At 42.7% G+C, this 15497-nt stretch carries 19 protein-coding genes; 5 read left to right on the top strand and 14 right to left on the bottom strand.

Annotated features, from left to right (window positions below; all coding sequences use genetic code 11):
- Window positions 1–140: 140 nt before the first annotated feature.
- The 7 genes from CHI14_RS12780 to CHI14_RS12750 form a co-directional block, all read right to left on the bottom strand.
- Window positions 141–644, bottom strand: coding sequence for a DUF3600 domain-containing protein (locus CHI14_RS12780; RefSeq protein WP_095288817.1), 504 nt, complete (start codon window positions 642–644; stop codon window positions 141–143).
- Complete coding sequence (locus CHI14_RS12775; protein ID WP_095288816.1) at window positions 634–1200, bottom strand: sigma-70 family RNA polymerase sigma factor; 567 nt, start codon at window positions 1198–1200, stop codon at window positions 634–636. Before CHI14_RS12775 ends, CHI14_RS12780 begins: the two co-directional genes overlap by 11 nt.
- 262 nt (window positions 1201–1462) lie before the next feature.
- Window positions 1463–1666 (bottom strand): hypothetical protein, encoded by a 204-nt coding sequence (locus CHI14_RS12770; protein WP_095288815.1) that lies wholly within the window; start codon window positions 1664–1666, stop codon window positions 1463–1465.
- Window positions 1667–1737: 71 nt separating this feature from the next.
- A complete protein-coding gene (locus CHI14_RS12765; RefSeq protein ID WP_141236671.1) occupies window positions 1738–2274 on the bottom strand; it encodes a hypothetical protein in 537 nt (178 codons plus the stop codon).
- A gap of 94 nt (window positions 2275–2368) precedes the next feature.
- Window positions 2369–3055, bottom strand: a complete 687-nt coding sequence (locus CHI14_RS12760) for a zf-HC2 domain-containing protein (protein ID WP_095288813.1) — start codon at window positions 3053–3055, stop codon at window positions 2369–2371.
- Window positions 3052–3534 carry an RNA polymerase sigma factor gene (locus tag CHI14_RS12755; protein ID WP_095288812.1) on the bottom strand — a complete coding sequence of 161 codons (483 nt, stop codon included), beginning with the start codon at window positions 3532–3534 and terminating at the stop codon, window positions 3052–3054. The genes CHI14_RS12760 and CHI14_RS12755 overlap by 4 nt, the downstream gene beginning before the upstream one ends.
- Before the next feature lie 309 nt (window positions 3535–3843).
- Window positions 3844–4650 carry an aminoglycoside phosphotransferase family protein gene (locus tag CHI14_RS12750; RefSeq protein WP_249281088.1) on the bottom strand — a complete coding sequence of 269 codons (807 nt, stop codon included), beginning with the start codon at window positions 4648–4650 and terminating at the stop codon, window positions 3844–3846.
- Window positions 4651–4885: 235 nt separating this feature from the next.
- Here CHI14_RS12750 and CHI14_RS12745 point away from each other — a divergent pair, with 235 nt between their 5' ends.
- Both CHI14_RS12745 and CHI14_RS12740 read left to right on the top strand, forming a co-directional pair.
- The gene (locus tag CHI14_RS12745) at window positions 4886–5317 is read left to right on the top strand and encodes a MarR family winged helix-turn-helix transcriptional regulator (protein WP_095288811.1); all 432 of its coding nucleotides are present in this window, start codon (window positions 4886–4888) and stop codon (window positions 5315–5317) included.
- A 6-nt stretch (window positions 5318–5323) separates the two neighbouring features.
- Entirely contained in the window at window positions 5324–5878 is a 555-nt protein-coding gene (locus CHI14_RS12740; RefSeq protein ID WP_095288810.1) for a GNAT family N-acetyltransferase, read from the top strand.
- A 101-nt stretch (window positions 5879–5979) separates the two neighbouring features.
- Here the strand turns inward: CHI14_RS12740 and CHI14_RS12735 are convergent, their stop codons facing one another.
- Window positions 5980–6357, bottom strand: a complete 378-nt coding sequence (locus tag CHI14_RS12735; protein ID WP_095288809.1) for a winged helix-turn-helix transcriptional regulator — start codon at window positions 6355–6357, stop codon at window positions 5980–5982.
- Window positions 6358–6493: 136 nt separating this feature from the next.
- Between CHI14_RS12735 and CHI14_RS12730 the strand changes: the two genes are divergently transcribed.
- On the top strand, window positions 6494–7528 hold the full coding sequence (locus tag CHI14_RS12730) for a zinc-binding alcohol dehydrogenase family protein (protein ID WP_095288808.1): 1035 nt from the start codon (window positions 6494–6496) through the stop codon (window positions 7526–7528).
- Window positions 7529–7729: 201 nt separating this feature from the next.
- Here the strand turns inward: CHI14_RS12730 and CHI14_RS12725 are convergent, their stop codons facing one another.
- The 3 genes from CHI14_RS12725 to CHI14_RS12715 form a co-directional block, all read right to left on the bottom strand.
- Window positions 7730–8947 carry an outer membrane protein assembly factor BamB family protein gene (locus CHI14_RS12725; RefSeq protein ID WP_095288807.1) on the bottom strand — a complete coding sequence of 406 codons (1218 nt, stop codon included), beginning with the start codon at window positions 8945–8947 and terminating at the stop codon, window positions 7730–7732.
- Window positions 8948–8990: 43 nt separating this feature from the next.
- Window positions 8991–9401: a carboxymuconolactone decarboxylase family protein gene (locus CHI14_RS12720; protein ID WP_095288806.1), complete on the bottom strand. Its 411-nt coding sequence runs from the start codon at window positions 9399–9401 to the stop codon at window positions 8991–8993.
- Window positions 9402–9501: 100 nt separating this feature from the next.
- Window positions 9502–10302: a tyrosine-protein phosphatase gene (locus CHI14_RS12715; RefSeq protein ID WP_095288805.1), complete on the bottom strand. Its 801-nt coding sequence runs from the start codon at window positions 10300–10302 to the stop codon at window positions 9502–9504.
- Between the two features lie 314 nt (window positions 10303–10616).
- On the opposite strand from CHI14_RS12715, the gene CHI14_RS12710 reads away from it, so the two are divergent.
- Window positions 10617–12083: an MDR family MFS transporter gene (locus CHI14_RS12710; RefSeq protein WP_249281087.1), complete on the top strand. Its 1467-nt coding sequence runs from the start codon at window positions 10617–10619 to the stop codon at window positions 12081–12083.
- Here CHI14_RS12710 and CHI14_RS30000 read toward each other — a convergent pair.
- Window positions 12073–12258 carry a hypothetical protein gene (locus tag CHI14_RS30000; protein ID WP_170948116.1) on the bottom strand — a complete coding sequence of 62 codons (186 nt, stop codon included), beginning with the start codon at window positions 12256–12258 and terminating at the stop codon, window positions 12073–12075. The two genes, CHI14_RS12710 and CHI14_RS30000, sit on opposite strands and share 11 nt — an antisense overlap.
- A 56-nt stretch (window positions 12259–12314) precedes the next feature.
- Here CHI14_RS30000 and CHI14_RS12705 point away from each other — a divergent pair, with 56 nt between their 5' ends.
- On the top strand, window positions 12315–13220 hold the full coding sequence (locus tag CHI14_RS12705) for a TetR/AcrR family transcriptional regulator (RefSeq protein WP_095288803.1): 906 nt from the start codon (window positions 12315–12317) through the stop codon (window positions 13218–13220).
- A 73-nt stretch (window positions 13221–13293) separates the two neighbouring features.
- Here the strand turns inward: CHI14_RS12705 and CHI14_RS12700 are convergent, their stop codons facing one another.
- Window positions 13294–14688 (bottom strand): sensor histidine kinase, encoded by a 1395-nt coding sequence (locus CHI14_RS12700; protein WP_095288802.1) that lies wholly within the window; start codon window positions 14686–14688, stop codon window positions 13294–13296.
- A complete protein-coding gene (locus CHI14_RS12695; RefSeq protein WP_095289104.1) occupies window positions 14685–15401 on the bottom strand; it encodes a response regulator transcription factor in 717 nt (238 codons plus the stop codon). The genes CHI14_RS12700 and CHI14_RS12695 overlap by 4 nt, the downstream gene beginning before the upstream one ends.
- Window positions 15402–15497: the final 96 nt, after the last annotated feature.

Raw genomic sequence — 15497 nt, 5'->3', positions numbered from 1 at the left:
AGAAAAGGAATTAACATTATCCTGCCCGTTAGTTGAACAAAAGCAGCCGATCATATTGATCAGCTGCTTCCATGGTTTTATGAGCTCTCGTTTTTACGTTAGTTGAATGCTAAATGCAAGACGGGTCCCTGCTTTCATTATTAGGGCTTGACCGTTTCGTTAATCTTCTCAAAATACGGGGACAACTTGGAGGCTAGTTGCTCAAATTGCTGCTGCTCTTTTGGGGTCAATTTCTCCTCATGACTGACCCCATTTTCATCAGTGATCTTCAGCTTTAATACCATCAACTGCTTTGTCAGTTCCATATATTCTTTAAACTCATCTTCCGAGAGCTTGCCTTTTGCCGCCTGAAGCATTCCTTCAATCTCTTGATAGTCTTCTTGTGTACCCCCTTTCTGTTCAATGGTCGAAGAAGAACCAAAAATATCATCGGCCAGATAGGACGCAGCAAATGCGGCTGACGGAATGAGGATTGCTACTGCAGCAATACCTGCGAGCATACGTTTTTTCATTGGAAATCTACCTCTCTTCTCATTTACATAGTGTTGATAGGACTGTCGTACACGTTCATACAACTCGGGTGGGCAATGCATCGAATCCGCCACCTGTCGAAGCTCCTCACTCAACTCCTTGTCAATGGACATATGCCTCTCCTCCCGTCATTTCAAATCGTTTCCGAAGTTCTTTTCTTGCTAGATGATGCCTGGATTTAACTGTGCCAACGGGGATCTGCAACATGTCCGCAATTTCTTCCAAGGTATAATCGTGAAAATAGCGAAGGATGACGACCACACGTAGTTTGTACGATAACTGGCGGACAAGGCTAAAGAGCTCATGCTGTGTTTCGGACTGCAGGACTACTTTGTCCGTCCAGTCGAACTGTTGTTCACAAGTCATCTGGCGATTTCGTTCGAAAAGACGAATTCGCCTCCAGGTCTTTCTTTTCCAATCCTGTACAAGATGGACAGTGATCCCGTGCAACCAAAACCGGAACGGCCGATTAGGGTCGTATTTCTGATATGATCGCCACATGTGCATGTAAACTTCATTCACAATTTCCTCAATGTCCTGTTTGTTGTAGACGAGAAAAGCCACGGTCCGATAGACATCTTGATGAGTTGCCTGATAGACCAGCTGGAAAGCTGACTCATCACCAAGTATTGCTTTTTCAAGCCATTGAATTAACTCTTTATCATTCATGGGGGCCCCTCCTGAACGTGGTACAAATCTTAATTCGCTCCCGTGCGGGAAAAGGTTCAGTAGATGAAAAAACTTTTTCAATAGCTTCTTAGTATTAGCTTTTCTTAGTCAAAGCTGTTCCTCTGCAGTAATAAGGTGTATATGGAAGAAACATAGCTAGGCTGTGAAATGGATTCTCAACAAAAAAACAGTTGATCGTTAATGACCAACTGCCTCGCTATCTTTATTGATCTAAAGTCTCCCGATAACTTAATGTGTAATTTCACTTTTTTAATTGAGTCATTTTTTTAAGGAGTACCGCGGTGCAGACAGATATAACACTGGCTAAGTATAAAAGTGCATATGCTATGGCAGCATAATATGTAAGTTCAGCTTCAAGATCGGAGTCTGTAAGAAAAATAATAATGGAAAATCCAACTACAAAAACTACTATACCTAATAGAACATTTTTAATTCCTTCTATCACATACTCACCTCCCAGGGATTTTTGCAGTTCCCGCATGCCACTTTAGCGTTTAATAATTTTCCTCTCTTAACTTATTCTCGATCGTGATTTAGCCCTTTCCCAAAACAAGTCTTTTGAGGTAAATCCATATTGTTATATAATTCGAGTAATTCGGAACGAATATCCAATGTTTTAATAGTAAGTATATATCCATTTATCATGTTAGCAATCATTTCAATTTCAGATACATTGTATGAAGTGATATCCATTTTCGAAATGATCACTTGCTTACCAAGCACTTTTGATAAAGAAGAGGTAATTTGTTTCTTTACATCGTCATTTAAACTTTCAAACTGGAGTACAAGATTTTCAAGGTCATCCTTGCTACCTCTCATCAAACTGTGGGATTGGATAGCACAGTGCTTTGAAGATGAAGATTTGATAACATAAATCTCAATGATGTCATCCATTTTAAATTTAGAATTTTTACCTTCTTCTGTTTCAACAAACAGGTAGTCTTCATTTAATTCTTTAGAAACACCACGGAAAAATTCATCTTGATTATTAACTTTAAATACTACAGAATGTTGATCTTTAACTGTCATCTCAATAAATTGTCTCTTATTCATCATATTATGCAATGTGTTCCCCTCCATTTTAGAACTAATTTGCCCGTTTGTTGAACAAAGGTAGCTAATCACGTTGATTTGCTACCTTCTTTGGTTAGTCGAATTGAAACAGGGCTTCTACCGTATCACTTGCGACCGGCAACTCGGCGCCCTTTTTCCAAATGAGGATAGGTTCCTTAGGCGACCCATAATATACGGCTCGAATTTCAACACCTTGATTGACTCTTATTTGTTCAAGGTTAACAAAGTAATACCCATTGGCTAGTCCTATTTGATAATATTGTTTAGGTCTAATAAGAGGACGAACGGGTACCATATATACATCCCCATCACTATTCACCTTATAATTAATTTGGTTTACATTGTACCCGTCTGTCATTTTTACATGATATGCAATTTTCCCGTCACTCAACTGACTTATATCTGTTATCCGTATTACCTCGGTAGGTACCGTCACAATATTCCATTGGGTAAGGCCTAAATACCCCAAAATTAGTAGAGAAAAAATAGAAACAGCAACTAATACTCCCTTAGCAAATGCCCTTGCCTTTGATCGGTCCCAAAATGCTGCAATACTATTAAGTCCATTTCCCTCAATCTTATTCTTCTCCATAATCTCAATGGATAGATACTCTTGCTCTTTCAATTTTTCCAGCATCAGCTTGCAGCCTGAACATGTAGTAATATGTGCTTCAATATCTTCTTTTGTGACTGTGCTGCAAACATCATCATAATAAAGCGGCAATAAATCTCTTACAATATCACATGGTAGTTTACTCAATTCTCTTCCTCCTTCAACAAATCTTGCAACTTGTTCCTCGCTCGGTGAAAAGTGACCCTAGCCCAACTTTCCGTTTTACCAAAAACTTGGCTTATATGGTTGAAGGATAACTCTCCGAAAACTCTTAACATAAATACTTCCTTGTATGGATCATCCAAGTCATGCAACAATTTGTGGATGTGTAGGGATTCTGCTTTGTCAATTAGTTTTTTTTCAATATCAATATCATTAGTTGCAAGCGGTTCCTCTGTCTGCAACTTTTTTTGCTTTTGCAAATACGTAAAGTAGTTGTTTTTAGCAATTTGACACAACCAGACTTTAAGGCTGCATTCGCCTCTAAATTGATTTATATTTTTCAACGCTTTGAAAAAAGTTTCTTGCGTAATTTCCTCCGCGATCTGCTTATTCCGACTTATGGATAAAGTAAAACAATACACTTCTTGAAAGTACTGATCATAGATTCTTCTCAAGTCCGCCAATTGTTCACCACCTTCAATAATAAGACAGCAATACAAACGATTTGTTACAATTTTTTTTGTATATTTTTTCTGAGTAGTGACTGCCAATAGGTTGCGAAAAGGATACAATAAAAAAGGACCACAAGCGGGCCCTTTTGACTTAATTTCTATTCATTGTGATTATATTCTTATTTAAATTGTTTTCAGAGTAAGTCACTCTTTCTTATCTAGTATTTGTTAGAGAGTGCTTCATATGCTCTCCTTACAAACAGATTTATCACACGTTATTCTACCCCGTTTATTCAATTAACCTGCCCGTTTGCTGAAAACTTAATTATTAATCCAATCATTGAAATGATCTGCAACAAATCGAATTTCGCTCTCATAGTGAGCCAAGTGTCCTTCATCCACCATTTTTTGAAAGGCCAAATTCCCTTCGGCAGCACCATTCCTCAACGTATCACACATCGTTGTCAATCGTTGAATAATCCACTGACACAGTTCATTAGGGACGGGAATTCCATAGGATTCAAAAAACAAATGGATTCGTCGGCTCCGCTCTCTAGAGTGCAAATCCGCTTGGTATGCCACCGTTTTTTTCGAGGTATGGTTAGGCTGGAAGCTGGCAAGTGGAACCGATGTATAAAGGGTATACGCAATGTCCCACATGCGGGGACCGGGACCAGCCATATCAAAATCAATCAGCGCTACAGGATTCTCATTTTGAAAGACAACGTTATACAATGCAGCGTCATTATGGCATATCACTTCGTGCTCACGATTGTCGACATAACTAAGCTGCCATTGGCCATTGGCCAAGAGAGTTGATCCTTCAGTCGTATCATGAAAACGGCGTAAAAGACACGCTAAACCTACAAGCGTTTCATCTGACCACATATAAGGTTTAAGTTCAGGGTACTCGTTTCCTGGGACTTCTCCTGGAATGAATGATAATATTTCACGGTCAGAGTCGTCGATTCCGAGAAATTTGGGTGCTCCCTCAAATCCTTGCTTCTCTAAATGTTTAAGCAGCTCATGAACACTCGGACTCCAATAACCAGTGGGACGGAGAACCATATTCTCCTTTCGTATAATGTGATTCACATTTCCACCCTTCAATACTTCTTCCTGAGTCACTTTGTCTCCCCCTTTTTATTATTTTTTTCAAAGCCACCACACTTAGATGAGATTTGGTTGAATACCTTTTTATTCTTTATATCTTTTAAGGAACCTTCTATATAGGCAGAGTACTTCATAACATTCATTTTCACCTTATTCACTAACATCCTCTTTCATTGACATTAATCCGAATTCGGAATAAAATACTTATTAATTTCAATCCGAATTCGGATTATATCCAAGGAGACTTGTTATGAGTAACGATGGCCGTAATGAAATACGCCGCTTGATGATTGCAGTAAACCGAATTGATGAGCTTTACTACCGGGCACTGCGCTCACTCAAAGTTAAAGACAACACATTCGTATTGTTTTATGCGATTTCTGATGGAATGTCCCACTCCCAGAAACGAATCTGCGAAGAATGGCTTATCCCGCGTACGACATTAAACACAATAGTGAAAGAATGTATACATATGGGTTACATTCAACTTGTTTCTCAAGGGAACAAAGAAAAAGAAATTGTTTTAACGGACAGCGGAAAAGCTTTTGCTGCAAGTATCTTAACGCCAATTTTTGCCGCGGAGGAAAACGCGATGGGGCCGCTTTTGGGAAAGGGTCTCGTTGAACAGTTGGAATGTTTTACGGAACGACTACAATTGGAATTTCAGCAAATGAAGGAGTAGATCATTGTGAAAACAAACCTCGAACCAAACGTCACTTTGGAACTGGCCAAGAAATCGGATCTGCCAGAATTCAGAAAAAAATTGCAGGAAGCCTTTGCTATTGTCGTAACTGAAGCATTTGGAGATGCTGATCACGGGCCGATTCCATCGGATCACGATGTTCAGCAGTCTTTTGATGCTCCTGGAGCAGTCGTATATCATATTCTTCAAGAGGATCAAAAGGTCGGTGGGGCCGTACTGCGTATTAACAGCGAAACAAACTATAATTACCTAGATTTGTTCTACGTATCTCCGGAACATCACAGCCAAGGGATTGGTCTTTCTGCTTGGAAAGCCATTGAAGCAAAATACCCCGAAACTATACGTTGGGAAACCGGAACACCCTATTTCGAAAAACGAAATATCCATTTCTATGTGAATAAATGTGGATTCCAAATTGTAGAGTTCTACAATAAGTACCACCCTGAACCGCACATGCATCGCGATGAATGCGAAGATAATAATCCCCTATTGGAGGATGAGGACTTTTTTCGATTTGAAAAGGTTATGAACAAGGATTAAACAATATGTTCTTGTTAAATTAACTTGCCCGTTAGTTAAACAAAAGCAGCAGATCACATGGATCAGCTGCTTTCTTGGTATGATTAAGCTATCGTTACCCGTTAGTTCAATGAACTAGTCTGCCTAGAAGCAGCACTTGATAAATTTTTGTGTTTTTCTCCCCAGATTTTCATTTCCATAATGATCGGCACTAATGTGCGTCCGAATTCCGATAGCGAGTATTCCACTTTGGGAGGAACTTGTGGGTACACCTCACGATGCACGACCCCGTCTTCTTCAAGCTCTCGAAGCTGTAGCGTCAGCATTCTCTGCGTAATGGTCGGACATATTCTGCGAAACTCGTTAAATCGTACAGGGCCTTCAATCATATGATACAAAAGTACACCCTTCCACTTGCCGCCAATGACATCCAACGTATACTCGACGGGACAACCTTCTTCATTCGGGCATTGGCCATATCCCGATTTGCGGTCACGCATGTATTAGTCCTCCTCTTTTAACAGTATATAAATTGATACTACATCACACTATTGTGTGTACTATTCACGATAGTTAATATACGTTATATTACAACCAGAAAGCAATAAGTAATGTACATTCAAGGAGGAAACGACAATGTCAAACCAACAAATGAAAGCCATCGGCTTGCTGAAGTATTTACCCGTTGAGCATCCTGAGAGCTTGCTGGACGTTATGATGGATGTACCTGAACCTACAGGGAGAGACTTGCTGATCCGAGTCAAAGCCATTTCTGTTAATCCCGTCGACGTTAAAGTCCGCGCTCCCAAAAATCGGACCGAAAACACGCCAAAGGTTCTCGGTTGGGATGTTGCAGGTGTCGTTGAACAAGCCGGACCGGAATCTTCACTGTTCAAACCCGGCGATGAAGTGTACTATGCCGGCAGCATTGACCGTCCTGGTGGGAATAGCGAGCTTCACCTCGTTGATGAGAGAATCGTCGGTTTTAAACCAGCAACACTGGAATTTGCGCATGCAGCCGCTCTGCCGTTAACCGCTATCACCGCTTGGGAAGGATTATTTGATCGTTTGGGTGTGTCTGCTGCCACCGAACGCAACGAAGGTAAAACCATTTTAATCATAGGGGCTGCGGGTGGTGTTAGTTCTATTGCGACACAACTGGCCAAACACGCTGGTTTAACTGTCATCGGCACAGCTTCCCGTCCGGAATCTGCTGAGTGGGCCAAAAACATGGGAGCTGATCACATCATCAACCATTACGAAGCATTTCTCCCACAGCTCAAAGCACTAGGTTTAGAATATGTTGACTATATTTTCTGCTTGAACAGTACGGAGAAGCATTGGGTCAATATGGCTGAGGCCATTGCTCCCCAAGGGAAAATCTGCTCTATTGTGGAGACGGATGAGATGCTCGATCTGACCTTACTGAAAAACAAAAGCGTCACTTTTGCCTGGGAGCTGATGTTCACCAGACCATTATTCCAGACTACGGATATGATTGAACAGCACAACCTGTTAAACGAAGTTTCTCGTATGATCGATGAGGGACGCTTACGAACTACGGTTGCCCAGATCCTCTCTCCCATCAATGCAGCCAATTTGCGTAAAGCCCATGCCATACTGGAAGAGGGACGTATGACAGGTAAAATCGTGATTGAGAACTTCGAGTAACAATGATATTTGTTATTCATATTATTATGACATTCTCTCCGTTAGTTAAACAAAAGCAGCCGATCACTCTGATCAGCTGCTTTCGGTTGTATTGAGCTATCGTTTCCCATTAGATTCATTTCATTTTAAGTTGATTCTCCACTGTTAATTTCAATAAAAGTATCATTGTGGACCCATCACAGAAGAAGCTTGAATTATACATCAGGGTCTACTGGCCGACGATGTTACCTTTACACCACTAAAATTGGCACCGTGTTGGACGATTAACACGTCTTGTCCAACGATAGTTGATAATGGATTTCCTTTGTAATGTACAGAAGCTAAAGTTTTACCACTATCCGTATCTAAAGCGATCTGTTTTCCATTATTCAAACTGATATATGCAACACCATCACGGTTTGCGAATGACCAATCCACTACTGGAGCATCAAAGGTGTAAGTTTTATCAGGTTCGTCATCGGAACGGCCATCCACTGGAAAACGTGAAATCACGGCTTGCTTTTGTTGGTCATCATACTTTCCAATGACATAAAAGTAGTCTCCATCCGAAACAACATCGGATGCACTTTGCATTTCCACAAAATCTACCGGGATATACGACCGGGTGGCCTTTACGGTTCCATTGCTTAAACGAATTTCGTCAATATTTGCAGCATAGCCAGCGTCAATGCCGCTTGATTCATCGCGAGAATATAACGTTTGGCCGTCTGAAAAAAGAATATCCTGATGATTTCCATCGGTTAGTGTCCATTTTACTTTGCCACTCTTTGCCTCAATTCCTTGTAATCCACTCGTCGTCAACGCACCTGAGATGGTAGTAGACACCACAAGCATATCTCCGGTTTGAAGAAGGTTGAATCCTTGATTGTTACTTTTTGTTTTCCACTTCACCTTTCCGTTGGAAGCATGGTATGCCGTCAATCCGTATTCATCCCCGACATAGATCACTCCATCGGCAAGATGCAGGCTGAAGTTCGAATAACGTTCCCCCTTTTTGGGGCTTACTTGCGTTTGGACTTTCCATTGCAGCTTGCCTGATTTGGCATTCAGCTTCAGGAGTTGTCCCTTTGCATCCGTAAACCATACCGATTGACCATCCGTTACCGTCTGGGATACTGCCGAAGCTTGAACTGTCCAGCGTGTCTTGCCAGCAAGAGCGTCAAACGCGATATACGTATTGCCAACGGTATAATAGAGATCATTCTTAAACAATGTGGCTCTAGTATTTATTTTATTCGGATTTCCTACCGTTTTGGTCCAAAACGGTTTCAGATTTATAGATGTATGATTAACTGCTGATGCGGCTGATACATGGCCTAAGCCAATCTCATAAAATGCAGAAGCTGACGATAAGAATATCGCTGCTGCAATACTAGTTTTCACAAGTCTAGATAACGTTTTCTTTGTAGTTACTTTCATTACTCTTTTCCTCCAGGTTCATTTTAGATTGAATAAGAGACCATTATTCAGGCTGTAAATCCATGATCGCCCCAAACATTTGGGATGCTGTGGTGAAGCAAATGAACGAACAAAGCTCGGCAATCTCCGTCTCTGAAAACTCTTGTCTCAACACATCAAATGTCGCCTGATTAATTGACGAACGATGGTTCAGAAACAGCTCGGCAAAGCCCACCGCAAGGCTGATCTTTGAATCTTTTTGATTCAATAAGGCCTTTCCTTTAGCCTGACAGTACTTACATCCATTACCGAATGCGAGCGTGCGGCGAACTTGTTCTTTTAAATCGGCCTCTAATTCAACATCTTGATAGAAAGCTTGTTCAAGTTTGTTCCAGTTCTTTAGAATCTGTACATTGTGACCCAACAATTGCTGAAACGGGGTGTCACCTGTACTGGAGAAAGATATCCTTGGCAAGTTGTCTACCTCCTATTCCGTATAACTCCAATTTTTAAAAGAAGAATAGTGACATTGGATTATGTCTGACAAGTTTATACAAGAACATGTCTTTTCGATTTTAAGCATTCTCAAGCGCAAACGCCTTGAAACGTACGATGTGGCTTTCGGGAATATCGCATTCTTGCTTCAAATAATGTTCTATGTTCTCATGTCTGCCGAGAATATCCTGAAGCACATCATCTAGATAATTACGCCTCACCTCCAGCATAGGCTTGATTCTTTCAGAAGGCACACGATATAAACTCATCAGACGAATCATTTTTTCTGCTTTTTTCATACGTGGCCCGATCCGTACATTGGAATATAAGTAATCTTTCATTACGTTTTCGTACGGAACATTTAGAAGAAGCTGAATGATTGCAGCCAAAAATCCGGTACGGTCCTTTCCCCCAGTACAGTGAATAAGAACAGGAAGATTTCCTTCTTTAGCAAGCAAACTAAATAGCTCTTTAAGCGTTGACTGAGCGCTCGTCCCCATATGACGATACATGTCCTTCATCGTTTTCTCGAAATCAAGCCCATCTCCATGAATGATCAGATGATTCATAAACTCAAGGCCCGTAAATGCCTGACTCTGATCCTGCAGGGTCAAATTTACAATTGGTGTTCCCTTGTTCAGCATACGGCTTTTGTTTGACTTTTGCTCTGCTTCTGTCCTCAAATCACAGATCAATTGCAGACCAAGCTGGTCGAACCTTGCCATGTCTCCTTTCGAAAGTTTCGACAATTCATCCGAACGGAATAGTATGCCCTTTCTTACTCTTTTTCCATCGGTTGTAGCATAACCTCCAAAATCCCTGAAATTATACAATCCGTCGAAATGAGACAGGGAGACGGGATCTAGATTATTGTTCTTCATGTGCGTTCCTTCTTTCTGATCATCCATAACTTTCTAGTTGTATACGAGCATTTACGGTTGAAACTCAACAATTATATTAGTGTGACTAACTAGTTTTGTAAAGAACTTATTGTTCAAAAAAATGAAATTTAATATTGGATTCAAGGATTGACACATCATCTTACTGAACGCTATGATGATTTATGACCATGTAGTTTTTAATAAAACTAATTGGTTTATAGGGACTTCAGCTCCTTGGAGCAGGTTGAAGCCGGCTCAACTTGATCCTGATCATTTCAAAAGAAAGCAGGTTTAGGCATATGTCTCATCCGTCTTTGAATAATGAATCTAACAAGGAAGGTGCCATTTCGCTTCTTCCCTACCTTCCCCCGTTATTTGCGATTGTCATAGGAACATTTATGGTGATCTTAGATAGCACGGCTGTCAACGTAGCTCTCCCAACCTGGGTAATCGAATTCGGAGTATCACTTCAAACCATGCAATGGGCAGTTACCGCCTACACCTTGGCGCTCTCGGCAGTCATCCCCTTGGCTGGATGGCTATCGGACCAATTTGGCGCCAAGAGAGTGTTCCTCTGCTCCATAGCATTCTTTACGCTTGGCTCCATTCTTTGTGCATTCGCACAGACGCCTGGACAATTGATTTTGTTTCGGATCGTTCAAGGGCTTGGGGGAGGCATGGTTTCTCCCATTGGGATGGCTATGGTTTACCGCCTGGCCCCCCCGGACAAACGCGGATCTATTATTGGCATGTTGGGCATTCCGATGCTCCTCGCTCCCGCCCTCGGACCAGTATTATCCGGCTGGTTAGTAGAGTATGTGAGCTGGCATTGGATTTTCTGGATTAACCTACCGATCGGATTAATGGGAATATGGATCGGAATGAAGCACTTACCCACCTTCCAAGCACAAGGGAATCCATCATTGGATATCGTGGGAATGATTCTCGGACCGGCTGCTTTTGCCTGCTTGACGTATGGTTTCAGTGAAGCCGGTATGGGTCTCGCTTCTTCACGCGCCTTCTTAGGCTTGTCCGTCGGTGCTGTTTTGCTTGTGCTTTTCGTGATTTCGTGTTTGTTACAGCGACAGCCTCTCCTCGAATTGCGCGTATTTCGATCTGCTCCATTCACAATCGGAATCCTGACGTCTTGGATTATGCAAACAGCACTATTCGGAACCGTGTTGTTGTTCCCGTTACTCCTCCAGCAAGTCAAACAACTCGGCCCGCTGGATACAGGCCTGCATCTGCTGCCTCAAGCGGTGGGTTCCATGATCTTCATGCCGCTTGCGGGTAAATGGTTCGACCGGACTGGAGTTCGGCCGCCCCTGACATTAGGGATGCTTTTTATTGCCGGAGGACTGTGCACGATGGCACTGGTTGGCACGAAGCAGGAACCAGCCTTTATTATGATTATTCTGTTTGCTCTCGGTTCTGGTATGGGCCTGTCCATGATGTCACTCAATACTTATGTATTGAATGCAACGCCCCCTCGTATGGTCAGCCGGGTTACCCCGCTTACGAGTGCTTCCCAGCAGGTGGTTTCGTCATTTGCCATTGCTGGCTTCACGGGATACCTTTCGTCGCAGATCACAACCAATATGGAAGGTAAAATGCCTACGACTGAAGCTTCAATCGCCGCCTTCAGCGATACGTTCTGGATCGCTGCATGCATTGGGGGGCTGGGTCTTGTGCTCGGCTTATTTCTGAAAAAAAAGCAAATACCCATGAAAGAAAATATCACTATGAACGAGATGCAAAGAAAGGATACATCTACACGATAAAATTTCTCTTCGATCCGAAAACTCCCGTTATGGTAACTGCGCTTGCGCTGCTTGCAGCCATGATTGCAGACTGATTTTCTCCATCGGACATTCCATACATTGCATTCAAAGGAATATCATTTTCCTGAGCGGGATCTTCTTTTTTGCTCGCCGTATATTGGTTATACTTATACAAGGAGGTTGGAATGGAATAACGCCCGATATCCGTAATGAGTGATAAGGAGAATTAGAATGAGTTTATTGAAGGAAAAGATCATCCAATCCGCCGTCCGTCTTTTCATGGAGAAGGGCTACAGAGCTACGTCCATTCAGGATATCGCTGACGATTGCAGCATCGCCAAGGGCTCCTTGTACAAGTTCTTCGGATCCAAGGAAGATTTGTTTATTTGCATTTTAAAGCAACGTCAGCAATATATGATGGATGAGGTAGAGCGAATTCGAAAACTTGCATTACCCCGCCGAGAAACCTATCTGGCTGAGATCACAAGTTTATTTCAATTTTTTAGCCGTCACGGCTATTACATCTCCCGGGATTATACTGAATTTCCCCCGGCGAGCAGCGACAATGTCTATACCCTTATTCAACAGATCCAGATTCAGATGTTCAATTATTATGAGAACCTGTTGTCAAGACAGTATGGTTCAGCCATCTCGCATTGGAAGTGGGATGTGACCTCGCTGTTCAGCGGTCTAGTTCGTGAATATACCTTTCATCTGTTATTCGCCTTCAAACCGATCCACATCGAGAAACTGGCCTTATTTATCGCGGAACGCATGGATGATTTGGTTGAGGGATTGGTTAAGACCTCTCCGCAGGCTTTATTGACAACCGAGCTTATGAAGGAATATGAAGCGGTAGATTTGAAATCCCTTGTTCCAACAAACTCGGCAAGAATATCTTCATTGCTTCATACCATACAGTCGATCATCCCTGAGCTGTATGTCCCAAATTCCAGAAAAAGTGAATTAGAGCAAGTGGCGAAATTACTGGAGGAAGAGATAAACAAGGAAGTGCCGCGGGCCTTTCTGATCCAAGCATTGCTGCGAGACATGGCCGTTGAACCTGAGCTGTCCTCCCATGCGGATCAGCTGCAGCAGCGGTTAGGTGAAATTCGCCAAGAGAATAAACCAAGATAATCAAGCCAAATGATAAGCCCGTAAGCTATAGGACTGTTTTAGCTTTAGGGCTTATTTCAATGTGCCAGCATTCTCAGAAAGGAAAGTAAATGGAAATCAGTGTACCCTTAGCCTTACGATTCACCCAGACGACTCCGTTATGCCTCTCAACCGAGCCTTTCACGATGGAAAGTCCCAATCCGGACCCCCCGTCATTGCGGCGAGCCCGGTCTCCGCGTACAAACGGATCGAATACCGTTTCCAGTAAGTCTGCCGATATCCCTGGACCATCATCCCCCACGGTCAGAAGCAAACCTTCCGTTCTTTCTTCCAAGGTAAGCGAGGCATGAGCTCCATGAGTATTGTACTTTAACGCATTCGCGAGCAAATTATGAATAATTCTTCTTATTAAGCCTTCATGAAAATGAAATAAGACCGGCTTATCAGGAATCGTAATATCCAAATGAATGCCTTTCCGCTCAAAGGAGTCATACAGATCGGCCGCTTCCGTACGGCAGATCTCCGCGAGATCACCTCTCACACGTTCAAAAGAGAACGAGGCGTTTTCGAGCTTGGTCAGCTCCAACAGGTCATTAACGAGAGAACCAATAAAAAGGGCTTTTCGGTGAATATGCCCCGCATATTTTTTGCGCTGAAGCTCGTCCTGTTCCAGTCCTAAACGCAAGACCTCCGCATATCCCTGAATGGTGGTAACGGGTGTCTTCAAGTCGTGCGAAATGTCCATTAACATGCGTGTACGGTCATTTTCCAGCCGCCGCTTGTCCTCGTGTGCTTTCTTCAGCCTAGTTGTCATCCGGTTGAAATTCAGCTGAATTTCCATCAGTTCCTTATTGGCCTTGATTTGAAGGTGCTCCCCTTGCTCCTCTTCTGAAACTTCCGCCAGTCTATTTGAGACCGCTTGGAGTGGGAGGGTTATCTTTCTGGCGGTAATCCAGCTGTATAACCAGAGAATGAGAGAAAACGCTGCAGCAAACACAACCAATCCAATCACAATAAGTTTGACGAAATACGCGGTCTGTTCTCGATCAGTTCTGACCATTCTGCTTTCCTTTATGATCATTCCTCCGGGTATGGCCACTAGCAAATGATACTTTGCTCCCGTTTTCGTAAATTGAGGTGCAATGGAGTAATAATCCGATTCGGGAGACTCATAGAACAGACTTAGCAGTTCTTTTTCCGTATAACTTTTTGGATATTCTGCATCTGTACGTCCCCGATAAAAAACGACACGGTTATTTTCATCCAGAACCTGCACATAACCACCAAAAGACGCTACAGTTTCATAGGGAATATCCTCCCAATGCTCCCGAATCAAATTGTCCGCCTCCACCAAAGGCAAAGTTCGGTTCATGTATTCATCCCGGGCACCGTACATAGCGCCATACACCAGATAACAGATTAAAGCAAAAATGATGGTAAACCAGACATAATTGATCATTAGGCTTGAATGCATGCTGCGTGTTTTCATTCGCCGCTCTCCTGGCTGACCAATTTGTATCCCAATCCCTTAATGGTCCGAAGATAGCGGGGATGCTTGGGATCATCCTCAAGCTTGTCCCTAAGTCTGCTGATCTGTACCATAACGGTATTGCTATCCTCAAGGTAAGGCTCGTTCCATACCGCTTCATAGATTTGTTTCTTGGTATAGATTCGTCCCGGAGCATTCATGAACAGGTTTAACAGCTTATATTCCAGCGGCCCGAGCACGATGCTCTGATTCTCTCGGTACAGCATGCAGGACTCATGATCCAACTGTAATGAACCGCATATACTTCGCGCAGGCTTTATTTCAGCAACCGGTTGAGCGCCAAGGAGGTCATAATATCTCCGCAGCTGTGCTTGGATGCGCGCCACGACTTCAATCGGACTGAAAGGCTTCGCTATAAAATCATCCGCGCCAAGTCCAAGTCCTGTAACTTTGTCTACATCCCCGGTTTTGGCCGAAACGATGATGACTGGCAGCCTCAGCTTCTCGCGAATACGGCTAATTAACTGATATCCGTCCATTCTAGGCATCATAATATCGATTAGTGCAAGGTCTATATGTTCCCGCTGAAGGAGGACCCAGGCTTCCTCCCCATTGCCGGCTTCCCTCACAGCATAACTCTCCTTTTCAAGGAAAATCCTCAGCAGTTCCACAATCTCTTCTTCGTCGTCTACGATCAAGATCGTGCGTGTCATGTTTAGGTTTGGGTTATGATTCATTTCTGTCTTTCCTCCAAGCTAGCAATTTCTCCTACCATTACTATACATGCTTATTATCGGTTGAGGTTCTCT

It is taken from the genome of Paenibacillus sp. 7516 (genome assembly GCF_002272715.1).
In the GTDB taxonomy this organism is placed as follows: Bacteria; Bacillota; Bacilli; order Paenibacillales; family Paenibacillaceae; genus Paenibacillus; species Paenibacillus illinoisensis_A.
The sequence above is the reverse complement of the archived record's forward strand: the minus strand, read 5'-3'. Positions and strand labels throughout refer to the sequence as shown.